Origin of the sequence: Acinetobacter sp. YH01004 (assembly GCF_013420455.1) — a bacterium.
GTDB lineage: Bacteria > Pseudomonadota > Gammaproteobacteria > Pseudomonadales > Moraxellaceae > Acinetobacter > Acinetobacter towneri.
Genome location: NZ_VOXZ01000018.1, coordinates 11,782 through 37,562, shown reverse-complemented (window position 1 = coordinate 37,562; position 25,781 = coordinate 11,782). Strand labels below are relative to the sequence as shown.

General features: G+C 39.6%; 19 protein-coding genes and 1 pseudogene. 10 read left to right on the top strand and 10 right to left on the bottom strand.

All coding sequences use genetic code 11. The annotated features are described in order from the left end of the window. From FTT71_RS11545 to ssb, 4 genes and pseudogenes are all read left to right on the top strand, one after another. Window positions 1-300, top strand: a complete 300-nt coding sequence (locus FTT71_RS11545) for a hypothetical protein (protein ID WP_151829559.1) — start codon at window positions 1-3, stop codon at window positions 298-300. Between the two features lie 3 nt (window positions 301-303). Then, window positions 304-957, top strand: a complete 654-nt coding sequence (locus FTT71_RS11540) for a hypothetical protein (RefSeq protein WP_045795957.1) — start codon at window positions 304-306, stop codon at window positions 955-957. A gap of 12 nt (window positions 958-969) precedes the next feature. Continuing rightward, window positions 970-3,090, top strand: coding sequence for a YfjI family protein (locus FTT71_RS11535; RefSeq protein ID WP_257229839.1), 2,121 nt, complete (start codon window positions 970-972; stop codon window positions 3,088-3,090). 239 nt (window positions 3,091-3,329) lie between these two features. After that, a pseudogene (ssb, locus tag FTT71_RS11530) lies at window positions 3,330-3,599 on the top strand (single-stranded DNA-binding protein); the annotation flags it as partial. 444 nt (window positions 3,600-4,043) lie between these two features. On the opposite strand, the gene FTT71_RS11525 reads toward ssb, so the two are convergent. Further along, complete coding sequence (locus tag FTT71_RS11525) at window positions 4,044-4,697, bottom strand: helix-turn-helix transcriptional regulator (RefSeq protein ID WP_151829563.1); 654 nt, start codon at window positions 4,695-4,697, stop codon at window positions 4,044-4,046. A gap of 694 nt (window positions 4,698-5,391) precedes the next feature. On the opposite strand from FTT71_RS11525, the gene FTT71_RS11520 reads away from it, so the two are divergent. Both FTT71_RS11520 and FTT71_RS11515 read left to right on the top strand, forming a co-directional pair. Further along, the gene (locus tag FTT71_RS11520) at window positions 5,392-5,835 is read left to right on the top strand and encodes a hypothetical protein (RefSeq protein ID WP_180160985.1); all 444 of its coding nucleotides are present in this window, start codon (window positions 5,392-5,394) and stop codon (window positions 5,833-5,835) included. A gap of 1,123 nt (window positions 5,836-6,958) precedes the next feature. Next, window positions 6,959-11,893 carry a type ISP restriction/modification enzyme gene (locus FTT71_RS11515; RefSeq protein WP_180160984.1) on the top strand — a complete coding sequence of 1,645 codons (4,935 nt, stop codon included), beginning with the start codon at window positions 6,959-6,961 and terminating at the stop codon, window positions 11,891-11,893. A gap of 455 nt (window positions 11,894-12,348) precedes the next feature. Here the strand turns inward: FTT71_RS11515 and FTT71_RS11510 are convergent, their stop codons facing one another. Next, window positions 12,349-13,764: a PKD domain-containing protein gene (locus tag FTT71_RS11510; protein ID WP_180160983.1), complete on the bottom strand. Its 1,416-nt coding sequence runs from the start codon at window positions 13,762-13,764 to the stop codon at window positions 12,349-12,351. A gap of 609 nt (window positions 13,765-14,373) precedes the next feature. On the opposite strand from FTT71_RS11510, the gene FTT71_RS11505 reads away from it, so the two are divergent. Continuing rightward, the gene (locus FTT71_RS11505; RefSeq protein WP_154321234.1) at window positions 14,374-14,709 is read left to right on the top strand and encodes a DUF1622 domain-containing protein; all 336 of its coding nucleotides are present in this window, start codon (window positions 14,374-14,376) and stop codon (window positions 14,707-14,709) included. Window positions 14,710-14,833: 124 nt separating this feature from the next. Here FTT71_RS11505 and FTT71_RS11500 read toward each other — a convergent pair whose 3' ends face one another. Continuing rightward, window positions 14,834-16,021: an MFS transporter gene (locus FTT71_RS11500; protein WP_171287397.1), complete on the bottom strand. Its 1,188-nt coding sequence runs from the start codon at window positions 16,019-16,021 to the stop codon at window positions 14,834-14,836. Between the two features lie 103 nt (window positions 16,022-16,124). Beyond that, window positions 16,125-16,391: a metal/formaldehyde-sensitive transcriptional repressor gene (locus FTT71_RS11495; protein WP_004969779.1), complete on the bottom strand. Its 267-nt coding sequence runs from the start codon at window positions 16,389-16,391 to the stop codon at window positions 16,125-16,127. Window positions 16,392-16,448: 57 nt separating this feature from the next. On the opposite strand from FTT71_RS11495, the gene dmeF reads away from it, so the two are divergent. Together dmeF and FTT71_RS11485 are read left to right on the top strand one after the other, a co-directional pair. Further along, window positions 16,449-17,444: a CDF family Co(II)/Ni(II) efflux transporter DmeF gene (dmeF, locus tag FTT71_RS11490; RefSeq protein ID WP_180160982.1), complete on the top strand. Its 996-nt coding sequence runs from the start codon at window positions 16,449-16,451 to the stop codon at window positions 17,442-17,444. 168 nt (window positions 17,445-17,612) lie between these two features. Continuing rightward, window positions 17,613-18,260, top strand: a complete 648-nt coding sequence (locus FTT71_RS11485; protein ID WP_373685904.1) for a DsbC family protein — start codon at window positions 17,613-17,615, stop codon at window positions 18,258-18,260. A 173-nt stretch (window positions 18,261-18,433) separates the two neighbouring features. On the opposite strand, the gene FTT71_RS11480 is transcribed toward FTT71_RS11485, so the two are convergent. The 4 genes from FTT71_RS11480 to FTT71_RS11465 form a co-directional block, all read right to left on the bottom strand. Beyond that, complete coding sequence (locus FTT71_RS11480; RefSeq protein ID WP_154321231.1) at window positions 18,434-18,691, bottom strand: GlsB/YeaQ/YmgE family stress response membrane protein; 258 nt, start codon at window positions 18,689-18,691, stop codon at window positions 18,434-18,436. 196 nt (window positions 18,692-18,887) lie between these two features. Then, window positions 18,888-19,415, bottom strand: coding sequence for a hypoxanthine phosphoribosyltransferase (gene hpt, locus FTT71_RS11475; RefSeq protein WP_019836204.1), 528 nt, complete (start codon window positions 19,413-19,415; stop codon window positions 18,888-18,890). A 217-nt stretch (window positions 19,416-19,632) separates the two neighbouring features. Beyond that, window positions 19,633-20,973 (bottom strand): guanine deaminase, encoded by a 1,341-nt coding sequence (gene guaD, locus FTT71_RS11470; RefSeq protein WP_180009222.1) that lies wholly within the window; start codon window positions 20,971-20,973, stop codon window positions 19,633-19,635. A gap of 159 nt (window positions 20,974-21,132) precedes the next feature. After that, window positions 21,133-22,098, bottom strand: coding sequence for a TerC family protein (locus tag FTT71_RS11465; RefSeq protein ID WP_104852786.1), 966 nt, complete (start codon window positions 22,096-22,098; stop codon window positions 21,133-21,135). Between the two features lie 398 nt (window positions 22,099-22,496). On the opposite strand from FTT71_RS11465, the gene FTT71_RS11460 reads away from it, so the two are divergent. Next, on the top strand, window positions 22,497-22,778 hold the full coding sequence (locus FTT71_RS11460) for a GNAT family N-acetyltransferase (RefSeq protein ID WP_180160981.1): 282 nt from the start codon (window positions 22,497-22,499) through the stop codon (window positions 22,776-22,778). A gap of 161 nt (window positions 22,779-22,939) precedes the next feature. Here FTT71_RS11460 and FTT71_RS11455 read toward each other — a convergent pair whose 3' ends face one another. Together FTT71_RS11455 and mpl are read right to left on the bottom strand one after the other, a co-directional pair. Further along, window positions 22,940-24,025, bottom strand: a complete 1,086-nt coding sequence (locus FTT71_RS11455) for a zinc-dependent alcohol dehydrogenase family protein (RefSeq protein ID WP_180060687.1) — start codon at window positions 24,023-24,025, stop codon at window positions 22,940-22,942. A gap of 238 nt (window positions 24,026-24,263) precedes the next feature. After that, entirely contained in the window at window positions 24,264-25,634 is a 1,371-nt protein-coding gene (mpl, locus tag FTT71_RS11450; RefSeq protein ID WP_004969796.1) for a UDP-N-acetylmuramate:L-alanyl-gamma-D-glutamyl-meso-diaminopimelate ligase, read from the bottom strand. Between the last annotated feature and the right edge of the window lie 147 nt (window positions 25,635-25,781).

The following is a 25,781-nucleotide window of genomic DNA, read 5'->3' as shown; positions in this document are numbered from 1 at the left end:
ATGCCTAATTCAATCCAAAAAATCAGATCAACTGTAACGACACATCGCAGTAATTCTACGGCGGCATTTTTTGACTTACCGACTGATGCCACACCGCAAGACTGTAAAGAAATCAGTATCAGGCTTATTGAACAATGCCGCGCCGTATTGGTGAGTATTTACAACAGCCCTAAAGACCAAGAACGCCTATCTGCCCAACTTGAATTAATGGACAGCTTACTTTTTCAGGCAACTAACACCGTAAAACTTATTGATATTGAGAAAGCCGTAGATATGGCAATGGTACAGGTAGAGGAATAAGACATGAAAAAATTAAATACAATGAATCCGCAAGCAGACTGGACAGCAGTTAAGACCATCCTATCAAGTCAAGTTTTTGACTCCTATACAACTGGGGTTGAAGCAATTGAAAAGCTGATGGAAACCCTTAAAGAATTGACGGCGAAAATTAACAATACCCAAGATATTTTATTTGAGTACGGTTGTGGGCAACCTGAAATTTTTGCCATTAATAAACTGTATGAAATAGCCAATTTCATTGCGATGGATAAAGCTGCAGAATTAACCGACAGCCAAGCAGCCCATCAAGCCCGTTTAAAACAACTACCCCAAACCATTGATAAAAAGAACCCTCTATCCATAGACACCCTCATTTCATTTTTCACTAATGCTGTAAATGACTTTGACCTTGCCAAAGAAATTACTGTGTATTTATGTGTTTTAAGTGAGCAAGTCAGTCGTGAAGTTCGGGGGATAGAAAACACCTTAAAAGAGCATGGCTTACACGATGAAACACTGCATCACACCTTTGGAGATATGACAGACCTTGTTGAACTAGCAGGAAAGGAAAGTTTTAATTATTTTTATTCTATGCTGTCTTATTTTAATCAATTCAGAGATGAATTAATGGCTACAGGTAACGGCGTTACGTCGCCTAACCAAGCGAAAAATATTTAATAAGGGGGCGGCATGACAGCATTTCACGAAGCCCCCAAAGGCATGACATCGCCTGATGATATTCTAGCGCAATGCACGGTACTTATGCCAACAGATAAGGCATACATTGAGCATGAACTTATACAGCATTTTGGCAGTCCTGAACAAAAGATTCATGTTGATGACACCTCTATTGATGATAGCAATATCAACATCAACGGCGTTCGCTATGACAGTCCTATTGTTTTGCCTATCTACAATGGGCATCTTGAGCTTGTTCAATGTGCTGTGATGCAAGACGAGCAGAAAGTGGCAGTCATGCCTGATGGACTAGCTAAAGGCTTTGCGAGGTATGGTCATTTTGACCATGCCAAGCCTGTTATTGTGACCTATGACCTAGAGGCATTTTTTAAGATTGCCCAAACAGGTTACGCCGTTGCTTTGGTGCTACTGCCTACCCTATGCAGCAACCCTAAAACAGAACTCAAGCCGCTTGATTTGAAACAAATTGAATTTGTGATTAATCAGTTAGCACAGGCAGGCTATCAGCAGCTTTATATGCCCATAAGACCTGAACACTTAGAGGCATTTAAATCACTGGAGGAAAACACCGCCGTCAGATTGTTGAATCAATTTCAAGATGACCTAGCATGTGACCTTTCACAGTATGACCACGCTGATGATGTGCAGGCTTTTTTAAATGATGCGATTGAGCAATTGCCTAAACCCGAATGGGGCGAGTTGCTACCACTAAAACAAGCTGAATCAGTAGCAAATAACCCATACCCGATTGATGCACTACCCTTATTGGCAAGGGATGCGGTATTGGCTATTTCCGAGCATGTGCAATCACCTACAGCCATGACCGCCCAATGTGTCATAGGTGCGATGTCACATATTGCTCAAAGCAAAGTTAATACTCCAAACAGATTTAATGCACACGGCGAGCCATGCAGTCTATTTTTACTCACAGAGGGGCAAAGTGGCAGCCGTAAGAGTACAAGCAAAAATCTAGCAGATCGTGCGATTTTGAACTTTGAGAAAAAGCAGTATGAAATATATCGAGCCGATTTAGAGCAATGGAAAAGTGGGCAAGCAGGATTGCCAAAAAAAGACCGTGAGGCGTACTGTGCAGAGAATCCACCACCGAATGACCCTAGCACTATCTACAGTGACTTTACATTGGAATCTATAGCAGGGTTTTATATTGATGGTATCTTGCGAAATGCTTCAATTTCAACTGATGAAGCAGGGCAGTTTTTTGGTGGTCACACCATGAAAGCTGATACACGTAATCAAGCATTAGGAGGTTATGCAAAGATATTTGATGATGGGTATGTGGAACGTACACGCTCAAAGTCAAACCTCAATGGCAGTGGTCGGGCGCATGATGTTAGATTGACATTTAATCTACAGGGGCAGCATGAAGTTTTAGCGGATGCTTTGAAAGACCCTGTGCTAAGGGGGCAGGGTTTTTTGCCTAGATTCATTTTAACCATTCCTGAAAACTTAGCAGGCACACGCCTACAGGATGCAGCTTACCGCAATAAAAACGCCAATAAAGACCACAGGCTTATTGCCTACTGGACACGGTGTGAATATCTGCTTGATAGCTGTCCACAAGTGCAAACAGGTAATGAATTGCATAATGGTCGCTATGTCATCCCGATGAATGAGGAAGCCATAGAAATTGATGCAGCGTTCTACAACATTTTTGAATCTCTACAGGGTGCAGGCAAGCGTTATGAATATCTGCAGGCGTTCGCTAGTCGTGCAAGCCAACTGGCACGCCGTCTAGCAACAGTATTTGCTTATTTTGAGGGATTGCAACAGATTGATGGCAAAACCCTGCAAGGAGCTTGTGAGGTTGTTAAACATTCATTGAACGAATGGGCAATGTATGCAGAAATTGAGGTTAAAGCGGAAAGTGATGCTGAAAAACTGATTAAGTGGCTTATCCGTAACTGTGCAAAAGATAAAACAGACAGACTTCTTTACTCTAAGGTACAGACTTCATGCCCTAGACCGATGCAGAAAAGTAAAAAAATTTTAGAAATGGTAGTCCAACAATTAGAGGATTCTAACCACATCAAAATTGAATCGTTGGGGCGTACTCGGTACGTTGTAATTAATCCTTTATTACTGGAATCGTGACTAAGTGACTAAGTTAAGCTGTAAGCCTTACAGGACAAGGCTTTTCACTTAGCAGTCAGCAAAAATGGCTTTGACTAAATGACTAAGTGGATGACTAAAAACTATATTCATTTAGTCACTTAGTCATTGCATTATTTAGTGACTACTGAACGCAAAGCCTTATGTATAAAGGCATACAGAGCAATTTAGTCATTTAGTCAGCTTTTTTAGATAAATGAAATATATTTGAGAATTGAACAATGCCAAATGTGAACAAAGCAATCGTAATGGGTGTACTAGGTCGTGACCCTGAAACTAAGAACTTTCCTAACGGCGGCAGCGTGACCAATTTTATCGTGGCGACTACTGAACACTGGAAAGATAAGACCACTGGCGAACGTAAAAGTGCGACAGAATGGCACAGAATCAGCACCAACAACCGACTGGCAGAGATAGCAAGCCAATACCTCGAGAAAGGCAGCAAGGTTTATATTGAGGGCAGCTTTAAAACAAGGAAGTGGAAAAACCAAAGACATTTCTGCAGACAAATAACCTTAAAAACATATATATTTTTTGCGTTCATAGTGACATTTTTGAAACGGGTTTTTTCTTTTTCCGCTATCTCTCCAATGTGCGCCGTATAGTCATCATCGCTACCGTCATCACATTGATTATCTTCAATATTTTCATCTATTGTTTTTTGCTGTTTAATTTTAAATTTGATACAACTCGCCTGATTTTGAAGCGTTGTATCACTTTTTTTTAGTGCTAAATTTCAGTATCCGTCATTAGCTACTTAGGAATATTTACCCAAAAGAAAACGCCCCGAAATAAATCGAGGCGTTTAATGCTACTACTTATGAGCTAACCGCTCATGCGGGAGCTAAGTTAGTGGCTAGTAGCCAACCCTACGTGCCGCATCACGGTTTAAATATTAACCAGTTTGGCTATCGGTATCGATACAATAATTTGTTCTAATATTTTACAGATTTAGGCAAGTCTTGATAATCGGTCATGGTAACACTGGCTGCTTCATCATCTTTATGGTGAATTTGATCTAACATATTCAATTCCATGATACGCATCTGTTTTGCGAAATATAAATCAAACATCTGTACCTTTTCCCGTAAGTCATATACGGCGTCCGTTAAATCGGGGTACTTGGTACTAAATTCATCATTCTTTTGTAAGCGTTCCATTGTTTCCACAACATTTTTGGCACTACTACGCAGCAACTCGCCTTGAAATGGGGGTAAACGGTCAAGCAAGTCGTTTAAATTGTCACAGATACGTGCAGTCGCCTCTAAGACTGAACCACGTACAGAATTAAATACAAGCCCGTTATACGATGCCGCTAAATCACGCTCAAATTCATTGCTCAAACCCAGCAAATAATCAGCACTACAACCATACTCAATACACATGCGGTAAATGGTGGCAAGGTCAATTTTCTTGTTACCATCCTCATGTATAGAAATAATATTAGGCGGCATTTTATCTATGCCATCTCCCCAAACCCGTTTTTGTGCATCGCGGCGGGTAAGCCCTGCAATTTCTCTAGCACGGCGGCTATTCTCCCCTACTACCTTGTAGAGTCGCTTTTCATCAAAAAAAAACGGTTTATTCATGTGTTCTATATCAAGTTTATGCTGATTCATACTTGCCACTATCCCATTGCTTGTATTGATATGCGCTCCCTCATTTATGGGCAGCTTTTAGGCTTTAACTTCAATCAGCCCAAGTAATAATTTAAAAAATACATGGGGGAAATGGTAAATCAAACAGCTGAAGTACTTTATAAAACCATCCTGAAAAGTGCTTGTTTAATGCTCATTTTTTGCGTTCATAGTGACATTTTTGAAACGGGTTTTTGTCTTTTCTGCCATTTTCAAAATGTGCAAAATCACGATGCTTTATTTACTTCATCACATTGATTTTAAATAATTTAAAAGTTTATTTTGTGCTGCATTTTAATTATTGGTTTTGACACAACTTGCCTGATTTTGTAGTCTTTCGTCACTTTTTTTAGGGCTAAATTTTAGTATCCATCGTTAGCTACTTGAGAATATTTACCCAAAAGAAAACGCCCCGAAATAAATCGAGGCGTTTAATGCTACTACTTACAAACCAAGCACCCATGCAGAGGCTAACAAGGTGGCTAGTAGCCAACCCTACGTGCTGCATCACAGTTCAAATATCAATCGATTTTATCTGTTAAGTACTATGAGAAAAATTAAGTATATATTGATAAAAAAAAGATGGTTTACTTGAACACATAAAATAAGCCTGTGCATATCAGAACAACTAAAATGGAGAATTTTTATGATTAATAAATACTTGCCCAATATAGAAGAACTTACTCCGATTGCAGACAACATTCGTGCTGTACTTACTGAACGAGGTTCTAAGGACGTACTGGGTACTGTTATTGAAAATATCCGAAAAAGTGCAAATATGCTCGCACAACATAAAATTGATGCATGGTTGAGTTACGGCGTCTACTTGCCCGCCGTTGAGCGTGTAATTGCACTACATAGCGGTGAAAGTGAAACAGATTTTTATATGCGTACCCAATATCCTGTAAATGTGGTTGAGGCTTACACCGTACCCGATGATGATATTGCTACCCTTGCTGCAGCAGATCAATTTAGTCAGATTCATAAAGCCATTGTTCCCATCAATACGGCGGTATGGTGCTTGAATGAAGATGAACAGCATTACATTAATTTGCTAGAGTACGAAAATCGCTTAAAAGCCATTTTTTAGTTTTTCTTGTTTTATGTAGCCCAAAAAGAACCCTTGAAGAGTTCCCACTTACGCATAGTGGACTTATTCAAGGGCGTGTAAAGATAATAGAAACTATGGTATAGAAAGTCAAAACATTGCTAAAAAACTTGTACCATCGATTATTTTATGTAGTCCTGTCATTTTGACGGGGTTTTTAATGCTTAAAATTTGCGGTCATAGTGACATTTTTGAAACGGGTTTTTTCTTTTTCCGCTATCTCTCTAATATGCGCCGTATAGTCATCATTATCACCGCTATCGCATTGATTGTGTTCTATATTTTCATCTACTGTTTTTTTGTTGTTTAATTTTAAATTTGATACAACTCGCCTAGTTTTGTAACGTTGTATCACTTTTTTTTAGGAGGTAAATCTGCGGTCAAAACTATTTGCTAAAACATAAAAGGCAAGAAAATATCAAGTGTTTTTTGTCTTGCAAGAGTGTTGGATAAATTTAGATGATGTAGCAATTAAAACGGCGTATTTGCTAATATCCTAGTACGAGAGATTGCTCATTCAAAGCGAGCAGCTTGTATATTTTGACCATGCAAAGACATTGCTCACAACTCCCGACCAACTAGAACAGGACTACATGCCCGATGACAATATCGGGGCGGCTTTTAATGCTTGGTTATCTATGCCATGCGAATTTATATACAGTTGAGAGGTGATTCCTCTTTCCGACCAATTGCAGTACAAGGAAGTAATACGCCGTTCTATAATCTGTTAAGAAAAATAGCTGTAGTTTTTAGTTTTGCCCATACCCCCAGTATGGGTATTTTTTTAACAGCAACTTGGTATTCAAGTATTACTTGATAACTAGGGGTATGTTAGACCGCATAAGATTGGCAAAGCCTAATTAGACAAAACCATTGACATGATTGAGTTATTTTTAGCTATAAGTAGCTATAGTTTAGTTATTTTGTTTTGACATTTTTACAGACAAATAATTCCGTGCCTATGTTGGACAAACCTTTGATAAACCAAAAAGATGCCACAAAATGCTATAAAATCAGTGTGTAGCAATATTTTTATTCCCCTATTCTAGTTTTTAAACACCTCATTCAGTAGAATTCCTTGAATAAAAATCTTTGGGGGGTGGGCATGGCTTCTTTTTTTGACTTAATCAATATATATAGAACAACAGCAAAAACAGAGCGTGAAAAAGGCACTTATTTTGAATTACTGTGTATTAAATATTTTGAGAATGAGCCATTCTATGCTGATCTATTTACCAAAATTCAAACTTATTCAGAATGGGCAAAAGAGCAAGGTTTAACAGGTAAAGATACAGGTATTGATCTAGTTGCTACCACGAAAGAAAATAAGTTTCACGCAATTCAATGTAAACTATATGATGCGGATAGTACTGTTAGTAAAGGGGAAATTAATAGTTTTTTAGCTGCTGCTTCAAAAACTTATTTTGAACGCCGTATTATTGTTAGTACTACACATAAATGGTCAGATAACGCACTTCAAACACTAGAAAACCAAGACCCGCCTGTTACGAAAATTGACTTAGAAACTTTGGCTCAAAGTGCAATCGATTGGTCAAAATTTGCAGAAAAAAAGGAAGTCATTTTAAAGACAAAAAAACAACTTCGTGACCATCAAAAAGCAGCCCTAACAAATGTCAAAATTGGTTTATACGAGCAAAAATTAGAACGCGGTAAACTTATTATGGCATGTGGTACAGGGAAAACCTTTACTAGCCTTAAAATTGCTGAAGAATGTGCTGGTAAAGGTAAACGTGTTTTATTTCTCGTACCTAGCTTGTCCTTACTTTCTCAAACCCTCACAGAGTGGACACAAGAATCAACTACACCATTGCATAGCTATGCTGTGTGTTCTGATAATGAAATTGGTAAAAAGAAAAATCATAGCGTTATTGACGCCGTAACTACACTTGCTCATGAGTTACAGTATCCAGCAACAACAAATGCAAAAAAACTGGCTGAAAATGTAGAAAGTAATCATGATGATGAGCACATGACAGTTGTTTTCTCAACCTATCATTCTATTAATACCGTTAGTGATGCACAGAATGATGAGGGCATGGGAGAGTTTGATTTAATTATATGTGATGAGGCTCACCGTACTACGGGGTCAACGCATGATAGTGAAGACGATTCTAATTTTGTAAAAATTCACGATGCTGGCTTTATTCTGGGTAAAAAACGTCTTTACATGACAGCAACACCACGTATTTTCTCAGATGATGTTAAAAACAATGCAACCGATTTCACATTGTTTTCAATGGATGATGAAAAGCTGTTTGGCGAAACGCTTTATACCATCAACTTTTCAGAAGCGGTGAAGCGTGGTTTGTTGGTTGATTACAAGGTCATTGTACTGACAGTGGATTCGGACACGATTATCAAAAAAATCGGAAGCACTATTACTGAGAACAGTGAAATCGTTGTAGATGATGCGGCACGTATTGTTGGCTGTTGGAAAGCGTTATCTAAACAAGGGATTCATGCAGATGTAGAAGAAGACACAGCACCAATGCAACGTGCACTCGCATTTTGCCAAGTGATTGACCAAACGGCGAAAGCACGTAAGCATCAGGTGAGTTCAACACGTATTGCCAATATCTTTCAAACTGTCGTTGAAGCCTACCAAGAAGCTGAAGCGCTTGAAGGTAATGAAATCTCACACCGCTTAATTTGTGAAGCACAGCATGTCGACGGCGGTATGGGCGCAGACCTGAAAGAGCAAAAGCTCAATTGGTTAAAAGCTACACCTGAACCACAAGTCGATGAAAACGGCGTAGAGCGTCCGATTTGTCGTGTTCTAAGTAACGTACGTTGTTTGTCTGAAGGTGTAGACGTGCCTGCACTTGATGCAGTCTTATTCCTGACACCGCGCAGCTCACAAGTTGATGTGGTGCAATCTGTTGGGCGTGTAATGCGCCTTGCACCGAATAAGAAGCGTGGTTATGTGATTTTGCCTGTTGTGATTCCACCTGGGGTAGAGCCACATAAGGCGCTTGATGACAACCAAACTTACAAAGTGGTTTGGCAAGTGCTGAATGCACTTCGTTCACACGATGACCGCTTTGATGCCATGATTAATAAAATGGATTTAACAGGCATTGACCGATCTAAGATGGAGGTCATTGCAATTACTGATAAAGTTGCTGCGAAAGCCAAGAAGAAAGCCGCAGGCAAAGGTGCTACAACCATCGGTACACCATCGAAAAAGTCTAAGCAAGATGATACCGAAGATACTCAACAATCCTTTAGTTTTGAATCAGGCGAGATTGAGCGTGCTATCGTTGCTAAAGTGGTTCAGAAGGTCGGTAACCGCCACCATTGGGAAGACTGGGCGAATGACATTGCCAAAATTGCTCAAACGCATATCAAGCTAATTACCGACATTCTAGAGCGTCCTGAATGCGACAAAGAACGCACCGTGTTTGAAGAATTTGCCTTTGAAATTCGTGACGATTTAAACAATGCGGTATCGGATGCTGAAATTATTGAGATGTTGGCACAGCACCTCATCACCAAGCCTGTTTTCGATGCTTTATTTGATGAGTACAGCTTTGCGGCGCATAACCCAATGGCAGTTGCTATGCAAAAAGTACTGGATGTCTTGGATCAGCATCAACTCGACAGCGAAACCGAGGCATTACAACGCTTCTATGACAGCGTGAAGCTACGTGCATCGGGTATTGATAGTGCGGAAGGTAAGCAGAAGATTATTGTTGAGCTTTACGACAAATTCTTCCGTAATGCTTTCCCTCGTATGACTGAACGTCTAGGCATTGTATATACACCTGTTGAAGTGGTGGACTTCATCATTCACAGCGTCAACGATGTTCTTCAACAAGAGTTCGGCAAGAGCTTCGCCGATGAAGGTGTGCATGTTCTTGATCCATTCACGGGTACGGGAACATTCATTTCTCGTTTACTTCAAAGTGGTCTGATTCCACCTAAGAAATTAACCTATAAATACAAGAACGAGATTCATGCCAACGAGCTTGTATTGCTCGCTTACTACATTGCAGCAATCAATATTGAAGCGGTCTACCACAGTGAAATCATTGACGAGTACACGCCGTTTGAGGGTATTTGTTTAACCGATACTTTCCAAATGTATGAGAAAGAGGATTTGGTCGATCAAGTCCTAGTAGATAATAGCGCACGCCGTAAGCGTCAGAAGTTACTTGATATTCAGGTGATTATTGGTAACCCACCTTATTCTGTGGGTCAAAAGAGTGCAAATGATAATAATGCAAATCTAGAGTACATAAATCTAGATCAGCGTATACGAGACACTTACGCAAATGATTCAAAATCAACAAATAAAAATGCTCTATACAATTCGTATATTCGAGCATTGCGGTGGGCTAGTGATCGTATCCACGATAATGGTGTAATTGGTTTTGTAACGGGTAATGTGGTTTTAGAAAAACCAGCTACTAGCGGAATTCGTAAATGTCTAAGAAAAGAGTTTAGTGATATTTATATCATTAATCTAAGGGGGGATATTCGTAAAAATATGCTTTCTAAAGGACAAGCTAAAGAAGGACAGAATATCTTTGGAAGTGGTAGTATGTCAGGGATTGCAATCTCAATCCTAGTTAAACACCCGAATGTTAAGGGTGAATTTGGGAATATTTATTATTACGATATTGGTGAAGATTTAACAACTTATGAAAAATTGAATAAAATTAAAGACCTAAATTCAATTGGTGGAATATTAGCTGCTAATGAGTTTGAAAAAATCATACCAAATGAGTATGAGGATTGGTTTGGTAAGAGAGATGAGACCTTTTCTGAATTTATAAGTATAGGTAATAAAAAAGATAAAGATCAATTGAGGCTTTTCGAATCATATTCAATGGGTGTAAAGACTAATCGAGATGCTTGGGTCTATAACTTTAACGAAAGAATCGTACTGAAGAATGTTGAGTCTACAATCCAATTTTATAATCAAGAGATGGGACGTTATCAGAAGAGTGAAAAAAAATTAGCAGTTGAAGATTTCATCAATACGGATTCTACAAAAATAAGTTGGTCTAGAGCTTTAAGAGATGGTGTCAAAAAAGGGAAAAAATTACATTTTTCTTCTTCGAAAATAGCAACAGGTCTATTTAGACCATTCATAAAACAATATCTCTATTTCGATAGATCTGTTGTTAATGATGTTGCTTTAATACCAACAATGTATCCTGTGAGTACATTAAAAAATATATGTATTTGCATAACAGGCGTGGGGTCAAGAAATGGATTTTCATGCTTGCTTAGCAATTCTATCCCTGATCTGAATATGCTTGAAGCTGGAGATCAATGCTTCCCGCTTTATATATATGAAGAAGTCACTCAAGACAAACAAGTAGGCTCAGGGGATCTATTCGACGAATCACTTGATCTAACCGTGACTGAAACCAAGTACGAGCGTAAAGACGGCATCAGTGACGAAGGCTTACAGCACTTCCAAACGGCGTATCCTAGCGAGCAAATCACCAAAGAAGACATCTTCTATTACACCTACGGTTTGCTCCATAGCGAAGAATATCGTATACGCTATGCGGACAACCTCACCAAAGAATTGCCACGTATTCCATGTGTGAAGAAAGCTGAAGACTTCTGGGCGTTCTCTAAAGCAGGTCGTGAGCTTGCACATTGGCATTTGAACTATGAAACTGTTGAACCATACAAAGCAACATTGGATACGGGTAGCACGGCGTATAACCAACTTACTGCCGATGACTTCTATGTTGAGAAGATGAAGTTTGCCAAGAGGGGCGAGAAAGGTACGGTAATTTACAACAAGCGCATCACCATCAAGGACATCCCTGTAGAGGCGTATGATTACGTGGTGAATGGTAAGCCTGCCCTTGAGTGGGTAATGGAGCGTCAGTGCGTATCTACGCACAAGGACAGCGGTATTGTAAACGATGCAAACGATTGGGCAATTGAAACCATGAACAACCCTGCGTATCCGCTTGAGCTGTTCTTACGTGTGATTACGGTTAGCCTTGAAACAATGAAGATTGTGAAGTCGTTGCCGAAGTTGGATATTTAAATATTTTTATATATGAATGGAGTTATTGTTAGATATCACACTACATACTTAGTAAAAATGACTATTTTTACTAAAACTCTTTTTTATGAATTGAATTTATATGCTGTCCTTAGGACTAAGGACTATAAGTGTCAAGCTTGGGAGATGGTGAGGGAGAAATACCTATTTCTGCCCGAAGAAAAGCCGTATTGATTGGCAAAATGTACCAAAACAAAGGCGCAAAATGCGCCTTTTTTTCACACCAAAACATAACGCCGTAAATTATTATTAATAATCATGTATTTATGAACTTTTTACAAAAAATCAGGGTTGTTTTTAGTGTTTTTGGAAACAACCTCATGGAGCAAAATGTCAAGTCCAATTTATAGGGGTAGTTTTATTGGCAAAATGTTACATTTTAATATCAAAATTTAGTCAAAAATAAAGGCATCTTTTAAGATGCCTTTATTAAAACTTTAATTAATTCTACCTGTTGCAGTATAAGAAAAAGTTTGCCCTGTTTCTTTAACCGTAAACGAGTAATTAAAAGTAACTGTATTCCCTTGAGTTGGTGTTGCTTTTAAATCAAATTTAACATTTTCACCATTTTGAATGATTTGATTATTGGTTAAATTTCCAAAAAAAGCAGAGTAAGTAGAATTATTAGAGGTCGCTTTTAAATTGATAATTGTATATGGACGTCCTTTAGCTTCTAAATTAAAAGTTGCTAAAGATGGGCCAGTACATCCAGTGCCTATGCAGTTATAAGTATTGTTAAAACTTGCTGTGCTGCTATACGGTAATTTATGGACTGTTGAACCAAAAAAGTCACTCGTACTTAATACAAGTTCTGGCGCTGTTTGAACAGTGATATTTACGTTACTACTAGCAGTTAATGCACCATCAGATACGATTAAATTAATTACATAATTTCCCGCTACATCAGGAGTAAATGTTGGTTTAACATTTGTCGTATTTGAAATTAAAGCATTACTACCATTAGGTTTAGAACTAATAGCCCATTTATAGCTTAATTGGTCATTATCTGGGTCATTACTCTTACTACCATCAAGCGTTACGATTTGACCTAATTGTATTGTCTGTGCTGTCCCAGCATCTGCTAAAGGTGCGGAATTTCCGCGTACGACCTGAATAGTTGAGGTAACTTTTTCACTTGATAAATCACCATCTGAAACAACTAATCCAATTGTATAAGTACCGACTTTATCAAAAATAACACTCGGGTTAACAGTTGTTGCCATTGATAATTGAGCAGTACTATCTGTTGGTTTAGATTCAATAGTCCAAATATAATTTATCGCATCGTTGTCGCTATCTGTACTTGATGAACCATCAAAAATAACTTTATTGCCGACTTGTATTGTTTCTGAAACCTGAGAAATTGCTGCTACAGGAGCAGCGTTACCTTTGACTACATTAATTTCAATAGTATCTTCTGAGCTATCTAACTTTCCATCATTAACTATTAAGCTAACTACATACTTACCGACCACATCAGGCTTAAATGTTGGATTTACAATTGATGAGTTTGATAAGTTTACGTTACTTAATAAAGGCTTTTCTTTTATTACCCATGTATAGGTAAGTAAATTTTGGTCTTCATCTAAACTTTTAGAACCATCGAGCACAACTAGATCACCTAAAGTAACATTCTGGTTTATACCAGCGGCTGCAACAGGAGCTTTGTTCTCAGGCTCGGTTGGTGTTGTTGGTGTTGTTGGTGTTGTTGGTGTTGTTGGTGTTGTTGGTGTTGTTGGTGTTGTTGGTGTTTCATTATTATAATAATCACTTGTCCCCCCATCACCACCACCACCACAAGCTGTTAGAAAAATGATTGAACAGCTTAAAAAACTAAGTTTAAATTTTTTCATAAAGCCCTCTTTATTTATTACTTTTAGTTAAATAAGGAATTATATTTAAAAAACTATACAACTCAACTATTAAAAAATAACAAAAAGTTACTAAATAATAAAAATTATGGGTGCCTGGCAGACTTAAAACCCGACTTTTTTTTCACGCTAAAAAGCAGATTCACAGGGTATAAAAAATGCCTAGTATTGCTTTAAAAAGTATCTGTTTAGTATCTTTAAATAGTTGTTTTTTGCAATTAATTGATTTAAATATGATTATTTATTGTTATTACATTCTGTATTGGGAAATGATTTTTAGCGATTACTTCCTGATTTGATACAAAAATAGCATTAAGTTTGAGTGGCTTAGTGCTTTTTTATTATCCTATTTGGGGTGATCTGCTACTAAAAATCAGCCTATTCGTTAATGTTTAGTTTCTCATTCGGCACAAGCCCGATCTAACTTATGTCATATTTAAACGTTTCAATTTATCTTTATGAAAACCCATCAATAATCACGTAAGTCTTTTTAAACCGCAGCATTTAAAGCTATGATGAGAAAATAATCAAAAATTGGCGCTCAATTCAATCCTAAATGCACGAGATGAAATCTCTGATGGAGGTATTTGGATGTTTGAACTGGCTTTTTTACGTGAAATACTCATTTCTTCGGTTCATTTTTTGCAATTGTCACTCGAAGCCATTTCTGTGATTTGCGTGGTGATTGGTCTGGTTAAAACTTTATTGGTGCTGGTTCAGTTAAAATCGGGGCGTACTGCACGTTATTGTTTTGGGGATTGGCTCGCGACGGCACTTGAATTTCAGTTGGCTGCAGATATTTTAGCCACCACAGTAGATCCAGATTTAGATAGCCTAATTAAACTGGCGATCATTGCAGTGATTCGAACCTTTTTAAATTACTTCCTAACTAAAGAATTAGAGCATCAAACCATCAATGAAAAATAATGGCTATTGAGTTTGAGATCAAAATAGAAGACATAGTCCCATTCATCTACAAGGTTTGAATATTTGAATAAACTCAGCTGATCCAAACCTTGTCCTGATTTTAGTTTGTCGTTTAGATGAAACTTCATCCTAAAACAGGTTTGTTCTGCAATTGGCGATACCAAATAATGATGTAGCCACACAGTAAGCAGATGGCTGCACAAAAGCTAAGTACGGCGGTGGTTAAACCAAAATGATCGGCCAGATAACCGACTGCAATAATTGGCAGAATTGTGCCTAAATAGCCCACAAATAAATAGGTCGACATCACTGCAGCGCGATTCTGTAGATTGGTCATGGCATGAATTAAGCCAAAAGCGCCAATCAATGCCAATCCATGTCCTATGCCAAGCAGCACATCACTCACAAAAAATAGAAAACTCCAGTGTAAATACATGCATAAACCGAGTACCAATAAACTCAATAACAGCAAATACAGCCCATAATTTAGACATTTTTGTGCAGGAATGGCTTTGGAAAAATACTGCACCAGCGCTGAAATCAGCAAAATACAGGTGATAGCCAAACCACTGACCAAAGGCCCGTGCCACGGAATAATCACTTGCACAAAAGAGGGAGAGAGCGAAGCAAATAAACTAAAGGCAGCAAAGGCACAGAATGCAGTTAAACCTGTAATATAAAATTCTGCATGAAAGCGTGGTTCTGGGCGTTCTAATTTTGGGGCAATCGAGAAGGCTTGTGGTGTAAATTCAGGTGGCGCTAAACGTAACAATCCAATAAAACACAGGACAGCACCCAAAATGACTGGAATATATGGGCTAAACAAAGGTGCTGCTGAAAATTGTGCCACACCGCCACCAAGCAAAGGGCCTAAGCCAAACCCGACTGCGGTAATGACTGAACTGAGCTGTGGCGCATGTGCTTTATGTGATTCGGGGATACTCCACATTAAGCCAATTAACGCCGATGTAGTCATAAGACCTGAAGCAATCCCAATCACAAAACGCCCCAAAGCAAGCCAAAGTGCATTGGTGGCAAACATCGACAGAATCAGTCCGAGGGTGATGATCACTAAACCCAATTCTAAGGTTTTTAAGAAGCCGATACTGTTGCTGGTACGTCCTAAAAAGAGCAAGGTAGCCAAACAACCGAGCATATACGCCACAAAAATAAAGGTGATATGGCTGGGTAAAAGCTGCCACAATTCCTGATAAATTGGATACAGCGGGCTTGCAAGTGCCGTGCCCATGGTGCCAATAATCAGGGCGAGGCTGATCATCACGAAAGGATGCCAAGATTGAGATTGAGTCATAAAAAACTCGATTGATGGCTAAACTCTTGAGTTTAGTCTCATATAGTGAGAAATATCACTCAGTGTAAAGACAAGCCTTGAATCTGGTCAAGCCTATTTGTGTTTAAGCATAGCGTTTCAGCAATTTCATAAACTCTTCCAGTTCATGTTCATCAATCGCGCATTGATCACCAATCACATGATGGCGTAAATGCGATTCGATTAACTCATTCATCAAACCATTGACCGCACCTTTAATGGCTGCGACTTGTTGTAAAACTTCAATACAGCCATGATCAGGATTGTGAAGTGCTTGTTCTACTGCCCCAATTTGTCCTTGTAGGCGTTTGACGCGATTTAAAATTTTCTTATCTGTATGTAAATGACCCAACACATCACCTCAATTTTATATACTCTATGGGAGTATATTTAACAATGATTTCCCATTATGCGTCAGCAACACTCTCATCGTATCCATCCACATCAATTCGATCAAGGCAATCCGCTGGCGCAGAAAAAAATATTATATGCGGCTTTGCTGACGGCTGTCATGATGTTCTTGGAAATCTTGGGTGGTTGGATTTTTCACTCCATGGCTTTGCTGGCGGATGGCTGGCACATGAGTTCACACATGCTAGCGTTAGGCTTGGCTTATTTTGCCTATCGGGCAGCACGTCATTATGCAGCCGATACGCGGTTTAGTTTTGGTACATGGAAAATTGAAATTTTAGCTGGCTATAGCAGTGCCATTTTATTGTTGGTGGTGGCTGCATTTATGGCAATTCACTCTATCGAGCGTTTATTTTTTCCTGTCGATATTCAGTATAACCAAGCTATTCCAATTGCAATTTTAGGGTTATTGATCAATTTGATTTGTGCATGGTTATTACATGAAGATGATCACCATCACCATCACCATCACCATCACCATCACCATCACCATCACCATCACCATCACCATCACCATCACCATCATGAGCATACGCATGACAGCCATGACCTGAATCAAAAAGCCGCCTTTATGCATGTGGTGGCAGATGCGGTGACTTCAATTTTTGCGATTATTGCTTTAATTGCGGGTAAATATTGGGGCTGGGATTTTCTAGATGCACTGTTAGGTATTGTTGGTTCAATTTTAGTGGCGCGTTGGGCGATAGGTTTGATGCAGGAAACAGGGAAAACATTGCTGGATGCAGAAATGGATCATCCTGTGGTGGATGAAATTCGTGAAGTGATTGCAGAGTTACCAGTCAGTGTGATGATCACAGACTTGCATGTTTGGAAAGTCGGACAGGGTAAATTTTCCTGTATTTTGGCATTGGAAACCGCACACGATTTAGACGCAGATCAAGTCCGCACCGCCCTCGCCATTCATGAAGAAATTGTGCATATTTCAGTAGAAATTAATCCGCCATCAGGCTTGAATGTTCCACGTGAAACCTAAAGCGTTGCATAGCAAAAACGAGTTGTAGCAATTGCGTAATTCTGGCTTAAAAATACTGAATTCTGTGCAGCTTTCAGCTTAGAATCAGGCTAAATTTACTTTTAGATGAAACACATGATTAAACAATTGAGTTTAGCTGCCTTAATGGGATTATGCAGTGCGGTGAGCATGGCAGATGTTGCAACGGTTAGTAAAAATGTCAAACAACAGCATCCGCAACTGAAATTAGATAATATTCAAGCCACAGAAATGAAAGGTATTTATAGCGCCTCTATGGATGGTCAAGTGGTGTATTTGAATGAAGATGCGCAACATATTTTGGCGGGTTCAATGATTCGTTTAAAGGATCAGCATAACTTAACCAAAGATTTATTGATCCAACAAAACAGTGTGGATTGGAAAAAGTTACCGTTACAAGATGCGATCAAAAGTGTGCGAGGTACGGGAAAACGTCAGATTGTGATCTTTTCTGACCCAAATTGCCCATATTGTAAACAGCTTGAGGCTGAACTGAAAAAGCTGGACAACATTACAATCTATACCTTTATTTTGCCGTTAAAAGCGCAATCTGTTGCGCCATCTAAACAGGTGTATTGTGAGAAAAACCCTGCTCTTGCTTGGGAAAACCTGATCACAAAAGCACAATTGCCTACAAGTCAAAGCAGTTGTGCCAACCCTGTGGAGCGCAACATTGTTTTAGCGCATCGTTTAGGTGTAAACGGTACGCCTGCGATTATTTTCTCGAATGGCTTTAAAGTTATGGGAGCATATCCTGCGGCACAAATTGAACAGATTTTTAAAGAATTTGGTCTTTAAGAACGGCTAATTTTTTATCTGATATTGGCAACTAAAATTGTGTAGTGTGTATCGGAGCAAACCTGAAATTTGTGATTGCGAAGTAGATATAAAAAAACCGCCTCAATTTTTAGGCGGTTTTTTTATTGAGAGAGAAGATGTTTGACTGAAAAATCACAGTCGTTAAACAGTATTTAAGCGCGTGATTTTTTCTTAATAGTATTATAAATAAACAGAATAATCAGCGCACCAATGATGGAAGCAATAAAACCTGCGGCAGAACCATCACCGTACAATCCCATCATACGCCCTGCATAGGTTGCCAATAAAGACCCTGCAATCCCGAGTAAGGTGGTGACAATAAACCCTGCTTTGTCATCTCCAGGATGAATCGCACGGGCGATTAAACCTGCAATAAAACCCACCACAATTGCGACAATTAATGACCACATGAGCAGCTCCTTGTTATCTTTGTTTATGTTTTACATCATGTTTCAGACTTATTTTTGCTGAAAAATCCCAAGGAAAATAGTCGAATAATGCTACAGCATGTTGTGTTTTTGTCCTGTTAGATAGATGAAATGCAAATTTTAGCCATAAAAAAAGTGATCTGAAACGATCACTTTTTTTAAGCGAGGCGTGTTTGTTTTATAAGCCAATTTCGCCAATAAACGGAATATGACGATATTTCTGGTCGTAATCTAAGCCATAACCGACAATAAACTTATCTTCAATTTCAAAGCCCATGAATTTAACTTCAAGTTCAATTTCACGGCGTGATGGCTTGCTAATTAAGGTACATAGCTCAATTGAATTTGGCTCGCGGGTTTGCAAAATTTCCATCACTTTATTTAGGGTGTTGCCCGAGTCGATAATATCTTCAACTACCAAAACATCTTTACCGCGAATTTCACCATCTAAATCTTTTAAAATTTTCACATCACGCGATGACACCGTGCCCCCGCCGTAGCTGGATACAGTCATAAAATCCAGTTCATGCGGCTTGTGAATGGTGCGGCATAAATCTGCCATGAACAATACAGAGCCACGTAATAAGCCAATTAAAACCAACTCTTTGTCGCTATTGGCATAATGAGCATTAATTTTTTGACCAAGTTCCTGAACTTTTGTCTGGATTTCTTCTGCAGAAATCAAAACCTGCATTTCAACTGTCATGGGTAGATACCTAAAAAGCAAAAATAAAAAAGGTGTTGACCTGCAACACCCCAAAATATGCCCTAATTTTAATATATCTTGCGCGATGTTGCACGTGCTTGCATGGTTAAAATAGCATCATTTTTGTGCTGGGTGAGAATCTGTGCGTAACAACAAGGCACAACCGAGTATCAGCATTGCCCATCCGATGGGTTTTATATACGAGGGTTGCGTAGGTTTAGCCACCTGCTGCTGAGTTTTGATCGGGTTGGTAGTAGGCACGTTGTCCATAAATATAGGTCGCATGAATATTACGGTCATCTGCTAAAGTAATGAGGGCAAATAATGCATCTTCAAGATGTTTGGAACGTTGTTGTCGTAAGCGTTGTAAAGCGGTGGCATTTAAATCCAGCACCACAAAATCGGCTTCTTTGCCTACCTTAAAATTCCCCAGCTTATCGTCTAAGTCCAAAGCTTTGGCAGCACCTAATGTGGCGTGATACAACGCTTCAAAAGCAGAGAGTTTTGCCCCTTGCAGTTGTTGTACTTTATAGGCTTCATTGAGGATATGCAGTACATTAAACGTGGTGCCTGCGCCAATATCTGTACCTAAACCGACCTTCACCTGTCGCTCCCAAGTTTTATGCAGCGGAAATAAACCGCTGCCCAAAAATAAATTGGAGCTTGGACAAAAGGCAATTGCAGAATCGGTATGATGCAGACATTGCCATTCATGTTCTTCTAAATGCACGCAATGCGCAAAAACCGAACGTGAACCTGTTAAACCATAGTGATGATAAACATCTAAATATCCATTTTGCTCTGGAAATAATTGTTTCACCCACGCAATTTCATTGTGATTTTCACTTAAATGGGTATGTACATAAACATCGGGATATTCGGCTTTGAGTTGCCCTGCCCGCGCCAGTTGCTCAGGGCTAGAAGTCGGTGCAAAACGTGGCGTAATCGCGTAGAGATTACGTCCTTTTCCATGCCATTTTTCAATCAACGCTTTAGAGTCTGTATAGCCTGAGTCTGCACTGTCACACAATGCTTCAGGTGCATGCCGATCCATCAGCACTTTACCTGCAATTAAACGCATTTGATGTTGTGCTGCCGCTTCAAACAACGCATCTACCGATTCAGGATGTACCGTACAAAACACCAAAGCTGTGGTGGTGCCATTTTTCAGTAATTCCTGCACAAAAAATTGTGCAATCTGATCAGCATAGGCTTTATCTGCAAATTGCAGTTCAGTCGGAAAAGTATAAGTATTCAGCCATTCCAGTAATTGTTCACCATACGCGCCAATCATTTCAGTCTGTGGAAAATGAATATGGGTGTCGATGAAGCCAGGCACAATGAGATGGTCAGGATAATGTTGGAACTCAGTGTTGGCGTTTAGCTGTGCCTGCCCTTCTTGCCATGAACCAAACCACTGAATTTTGCCTTGTTCGCAAATTAACAAGCCATCGTCTACATAACGGACTTGTTCTGAAATTTGATCGGCTTGGCTGGTACAGTTTTTGAAATCAAGAAAGCGACCACGAATTGCGGTGCGTTGTACAGGAGATGGCATAAAACAACCTACATTTTTCATTTTTCAAGAGATTGTACCTTAAATGTAGCTTGCAGCAGTACGATAAAATTTATCGTACGGTAAATTAAAACTTGGTGAAATGAATACAAAAAGCCTTCTCGAAAGAAGGCTTGCAACGATGGTGGGGACTGTTAAATTTTATAATGTGGTTTCATGGTGTTTTCGACTATGTCGAATTGATAACCACGCAGTGATTGTCAGCACAAGTACAATAAAGCCGAGTGAAATCCAGATAGGCATGTGGAATACATCTAACATCAGCATTTTAAAGCCAATAAATAGTAAAATTAAACCCAGTCCATACGGTAAATAATGCATTTTAGTGGCTGCGCCTGAGAGCAAGAAAAACATGGCACGTAAGCCCAAAATAGCCATAAGATTTGCAGTGAGTACAATAAACGGATCGGTAGTCACGGCAAAAATTGCAGGGATAGAATCCACGGCAAAAATAACGTCAGATGCTTCGACCAAAATTAAAACTAAAAATAATGGCGTTGCCCAAAGTACACCATTTTGGCGCACAAAAAACTGATCTTTTTCCAGTGTTGGGGTAATACGCATGTGTTTGCGTAGCCATTTCAACAACGCCATATCTTCAATATTGCTGGCTTCTTGCTCTGGACCTTTTAAGAATTTAAAGCCTGTGTAGACCAAAAATGCGCCAAAAATATACAAAATCCAGGAGAATTCTTGTACAAACCAAGCTCCAATAAAAATAAAAATGGTTCTGAGAATAATTGCGCCCAGTACGCCGTAGAGTAAAATTTTACGCTGTAAGCCCGGTGGGATGGCGAATGCGGCGAAGATCATCAACCAAACGAATACATTATCAATCGCCAGTGATTTTTCCAGCAAATAACCCGCAAAGTATTCCATGACTTTGGTGTTGGCGACTTCTAGCCCAACGCTGTGTTTAAGATACAGCCATAAACCGCCACCAAATAAAGCTGCCACACTGACCCAGGCGATACTCCAATACGCAGCGGTTTTGACTTTGACCGATTCGCCTGCTTTTTGTTTAAAGCCTAAGAAGTCAATGGCGAGCATGACTGCAACAATTGCAAAAAAGACCAGATATAGCCATAAATTGCCGATGGATTCCATACAATCTCCACATCCAACAACTGGCCACAAAAAAACCTTGACCTGTTGTCAGATGATTTCAAACATCTGTAACAACATGATCAAGGTCTTGCCTACATAGAGCGGACTTGTATCAACAAGTATGTGCACTATGCTCAGCGTCCGACTTTTTGCAAAGTGTAATGACGAAACGCTGACACGTTAAAGTTATATTTTAACGCTTGGAGGAGGCTACTCCCCTTGTTCAACATAATTTGGGATTAGGACGCTGCCTAAATCTGCGTAAAGAATTACATAATTTTAAGTGTTGTGCAATTTATTCTGTATGGTAAATCACTTTAATTTGTACAAATTCAGCACAATATTTCGTAAAGAGTGTGGCAAATTGAAAAAATAGATTTAGTTTGATAGGTGGACTTATGCAAATTCAACATCAAGAAACCCAACGCGGTGGCGAGTTTTTTATTGAACGAGATGGTCGGCATATCGCTGAAATTACTTATCAATATCAAGATGATCACACTATTTTAGCAGATCACACTTGGGTCGATCTGACATTACGAGGTCAAGGGGTTGCCCGTCAGCTATTAGATATTTTGGTCGCCTTTGCACGTGAAAAGCAGCTAAAAATTGCACCCGTGTGCTCTTATATTGAGACGGCTTTTGAAACAGATACACAATATGCTGATGTCGTGGCTTAAAAGTCTTTCTACGTTGAAATAATCTAATGTGTTGGTATTAAAACAGCATGCAGACTTCGTCTGTCGTGCAGTCTAAAATTTTCTTGAAAATATTATAAAAGCCCAAAAAAGCCAATCCACAGCGCGTAGATTGGCTTTTTTGTAACATAGTTAAGCCAAGATTATTCGTAATTAATCATCACTTTCATGGCATTTTCATCTGAAGCATGTTTAAACACATCATAGGCTTTTTCAAATTCAGAGAATTTAAAATGGTGCGTTGCCAGTTTTTCTAAAGGCAATTTGCCTGAACAGCAGGTTTTTAACAGCATGCCTGTCGTATTGGCATTCACCAAACCCGTAGTGATGGTTAGGTTTTTAATCCAGAGTTTGTTTAACTCAAAATTTACCGACTTACCATGTACGCCCACATTGGCAATATGTCCGCCCTCTTTCACGACATTTTGGCAAATATCCCAAGTGGCTTCGACACCTACAGCTTCCATGGCGCAGTCTACCCCGCGACCACCTGTAATCTCTAAAATACGTTGTACAGCATCTTCTTTGGCAGAGTTAATAGTATGGGTTGCCCCCAATTCTTTTGCCATCGCCAAGCGGTTATCATCCATATCAACTGCAATAATTTGTGCAGGAGAATAGAACTGTGCAGTAAGCAGACAACCCATGCCAATTGGACCTGTACCGACAATGGCAATGGTATCACCCGGTTTAACATTGCCGTATTGCACGCCAATTTCATGTGAAGTTGGCAATACATCAGACAAGAAAACCGCGACTTCTTCATTTAAACCTTCAGGTAGCAAATATAAAGAAGTATCTGCAAATGGAGTACGGACATATTCTGCATGAGTACCATCAATCATATATCCCATGATCCAACCGCCTTCATTTTGGCAGTGTGCATAGAGTTGTTTTTGACAGTTTTCACAAGTACCACAACGGCTGACACAAGAAATAATGACCTTGTCGCCTTTTTTGAAATTTTTGACTGCCGAACCGACTTCTTCAACAATCCCGATACCTTCGTGACCTAAAATACGGCCATCAAATAGCCCTGTCTTGGCAACTGCAGTGTCTTGAATTTCTGGGTTTTTACCTTTCCAAATACCTAAGTCAGTACCGCAAATTGTAGTTTTGGTGAGACGAATCACGGCATCTGTTGGTTGTAAAATTTCTGGACGTGGGCGTTCTTCAAAACGAATATCATTGGCGCCGTGGTAGACCATGGCTTTCATTGTTTTTGACATTGTGACCATCCTTCTTAGTAATAATGATGAAAGACATCCAGCAGCCAACCTGTAGCAACCGTCATGCTCGCAGGATGTAATCTTTTTAAAGTAACAGGTCAAGATGACAAGTTCATGAGCAGTATTGTTGCTTTTAATAATTATAATATATAAATTTATAATTAATATAAAAACCCCCTATTTTTTGCCAAAAACAGGGGATTTTTTTTGAAAGAGTTTTAAATCAGTTTAAGCGATTTTAAGCCGTGTGTTGCAACGCTTGAATGAGTTTTTGATGTAAACCACCAAATCCACCATTTGACATAATCACCACTGCATCGCCCTCACCTGCTTGGCTCACGATTTTTTGAATAATTTCATCCAAAGTATTGGCCACCACCGCATGATTGCGAGCAGCCGCAACCACAGGCTGTAAATCCCAGTCTAAACCTTCAGGTTGATACCAAATCACAGCATCCGCCAAACGTGCTGAATCTGCCAAGCCCTCTTTATGACTGCCCATGCGCATGGTGTTGGAACGTGGTTCAATAATCGCCCAAAGCTTACGCTCACCCAAACGCTTACGTGCGCCGTCCAGTGTGGTTTCAATTGCGGTTGGATGGTGGGCAAAGTCATCATAGACTTCAATGCCGCGTATGGTGCCTAATAACTCCATACGGCGTTTCACCCCACCAAAATTGGACAGCGCTGCACATGCGGTTTCAATTGCAACCCCAACATGCTCTGCTGCGGCGATGGTTGCCAAGGCATTGGCGACACTGTGTTGCCCTGTCATATTCCAGCGCACTTCACCTTGTAGCACACCATTTTTCAGAACTTTAAAATGTGAACCATCTGCTGCAAGTTGTTCTGCATACAGTTCCGCTTGTGGATCTGCATTGAGCGAAGTACGTAGCACAGGTGTCCAGCAACCCATTTCTAACACTTCATCAATATGGGTTTCTGTAATTGGGGCAATAATGCGCCCTTCACTTGGGATGGTACGCACCAAATGATGGAATTGTTTTTGAATTGCGGCCAAATCATCAAAAATATCGGCATGGTCAAATTCAAGGTTATTTAAAATGGCGGTTTTAGGATGGTAATGTACGAACTTGGAGCGTTTATCAAAAAACGCAGAGTCGTATTCATCGGCTTCGACACAGAAATACTTGCCTGCACCCAAACGTGCACTTTCACTAAAGCCTAAAGGAACGCCGCCAATTAAAAAGCCCGGTTCTAAGCCTGCCTGATCCAATACCCACGCCAACATGGTGGTGGTGGTGGTTTTGCCGTGCGTGCCTGCAACGCCCAGTACGTGTTTGCCTTGCAAGACATGATCGGCCAAAAATTGCGGGCCAGAAATATACGGTAAACCTGCATTCAGCATGTATTCAACCGCATCAATCCCACGTTTCATGGCATTGCCCACAATCACTAAATCTGGATGCGGTTGTAAATGGCTGCGGTCATAACCTTGCATTAAGGTAATGCCTGCATTTTCCAGTTGAGTCGACATCGGTGGATAGACGTTTTGGTCTGAACCTGTGACGGTATGTCCTAAATCGCGGGCCAAAAGTGCCAATGAGCCCATAAATGTGCCACAAATACCCAAAATATGCAGATGCATTCCGCCTTACTCCACTGCTTTTATAGACACATCACGTATTTTTGTGCTGTTGTCGTGATTAACTTGATTTGAAGCAACGATAGCAAGGGTTTTGGCGAAAAGATAGTGATTCTTGTATCTCCTTTCAGGGATTTTTCAGCGCTGAAT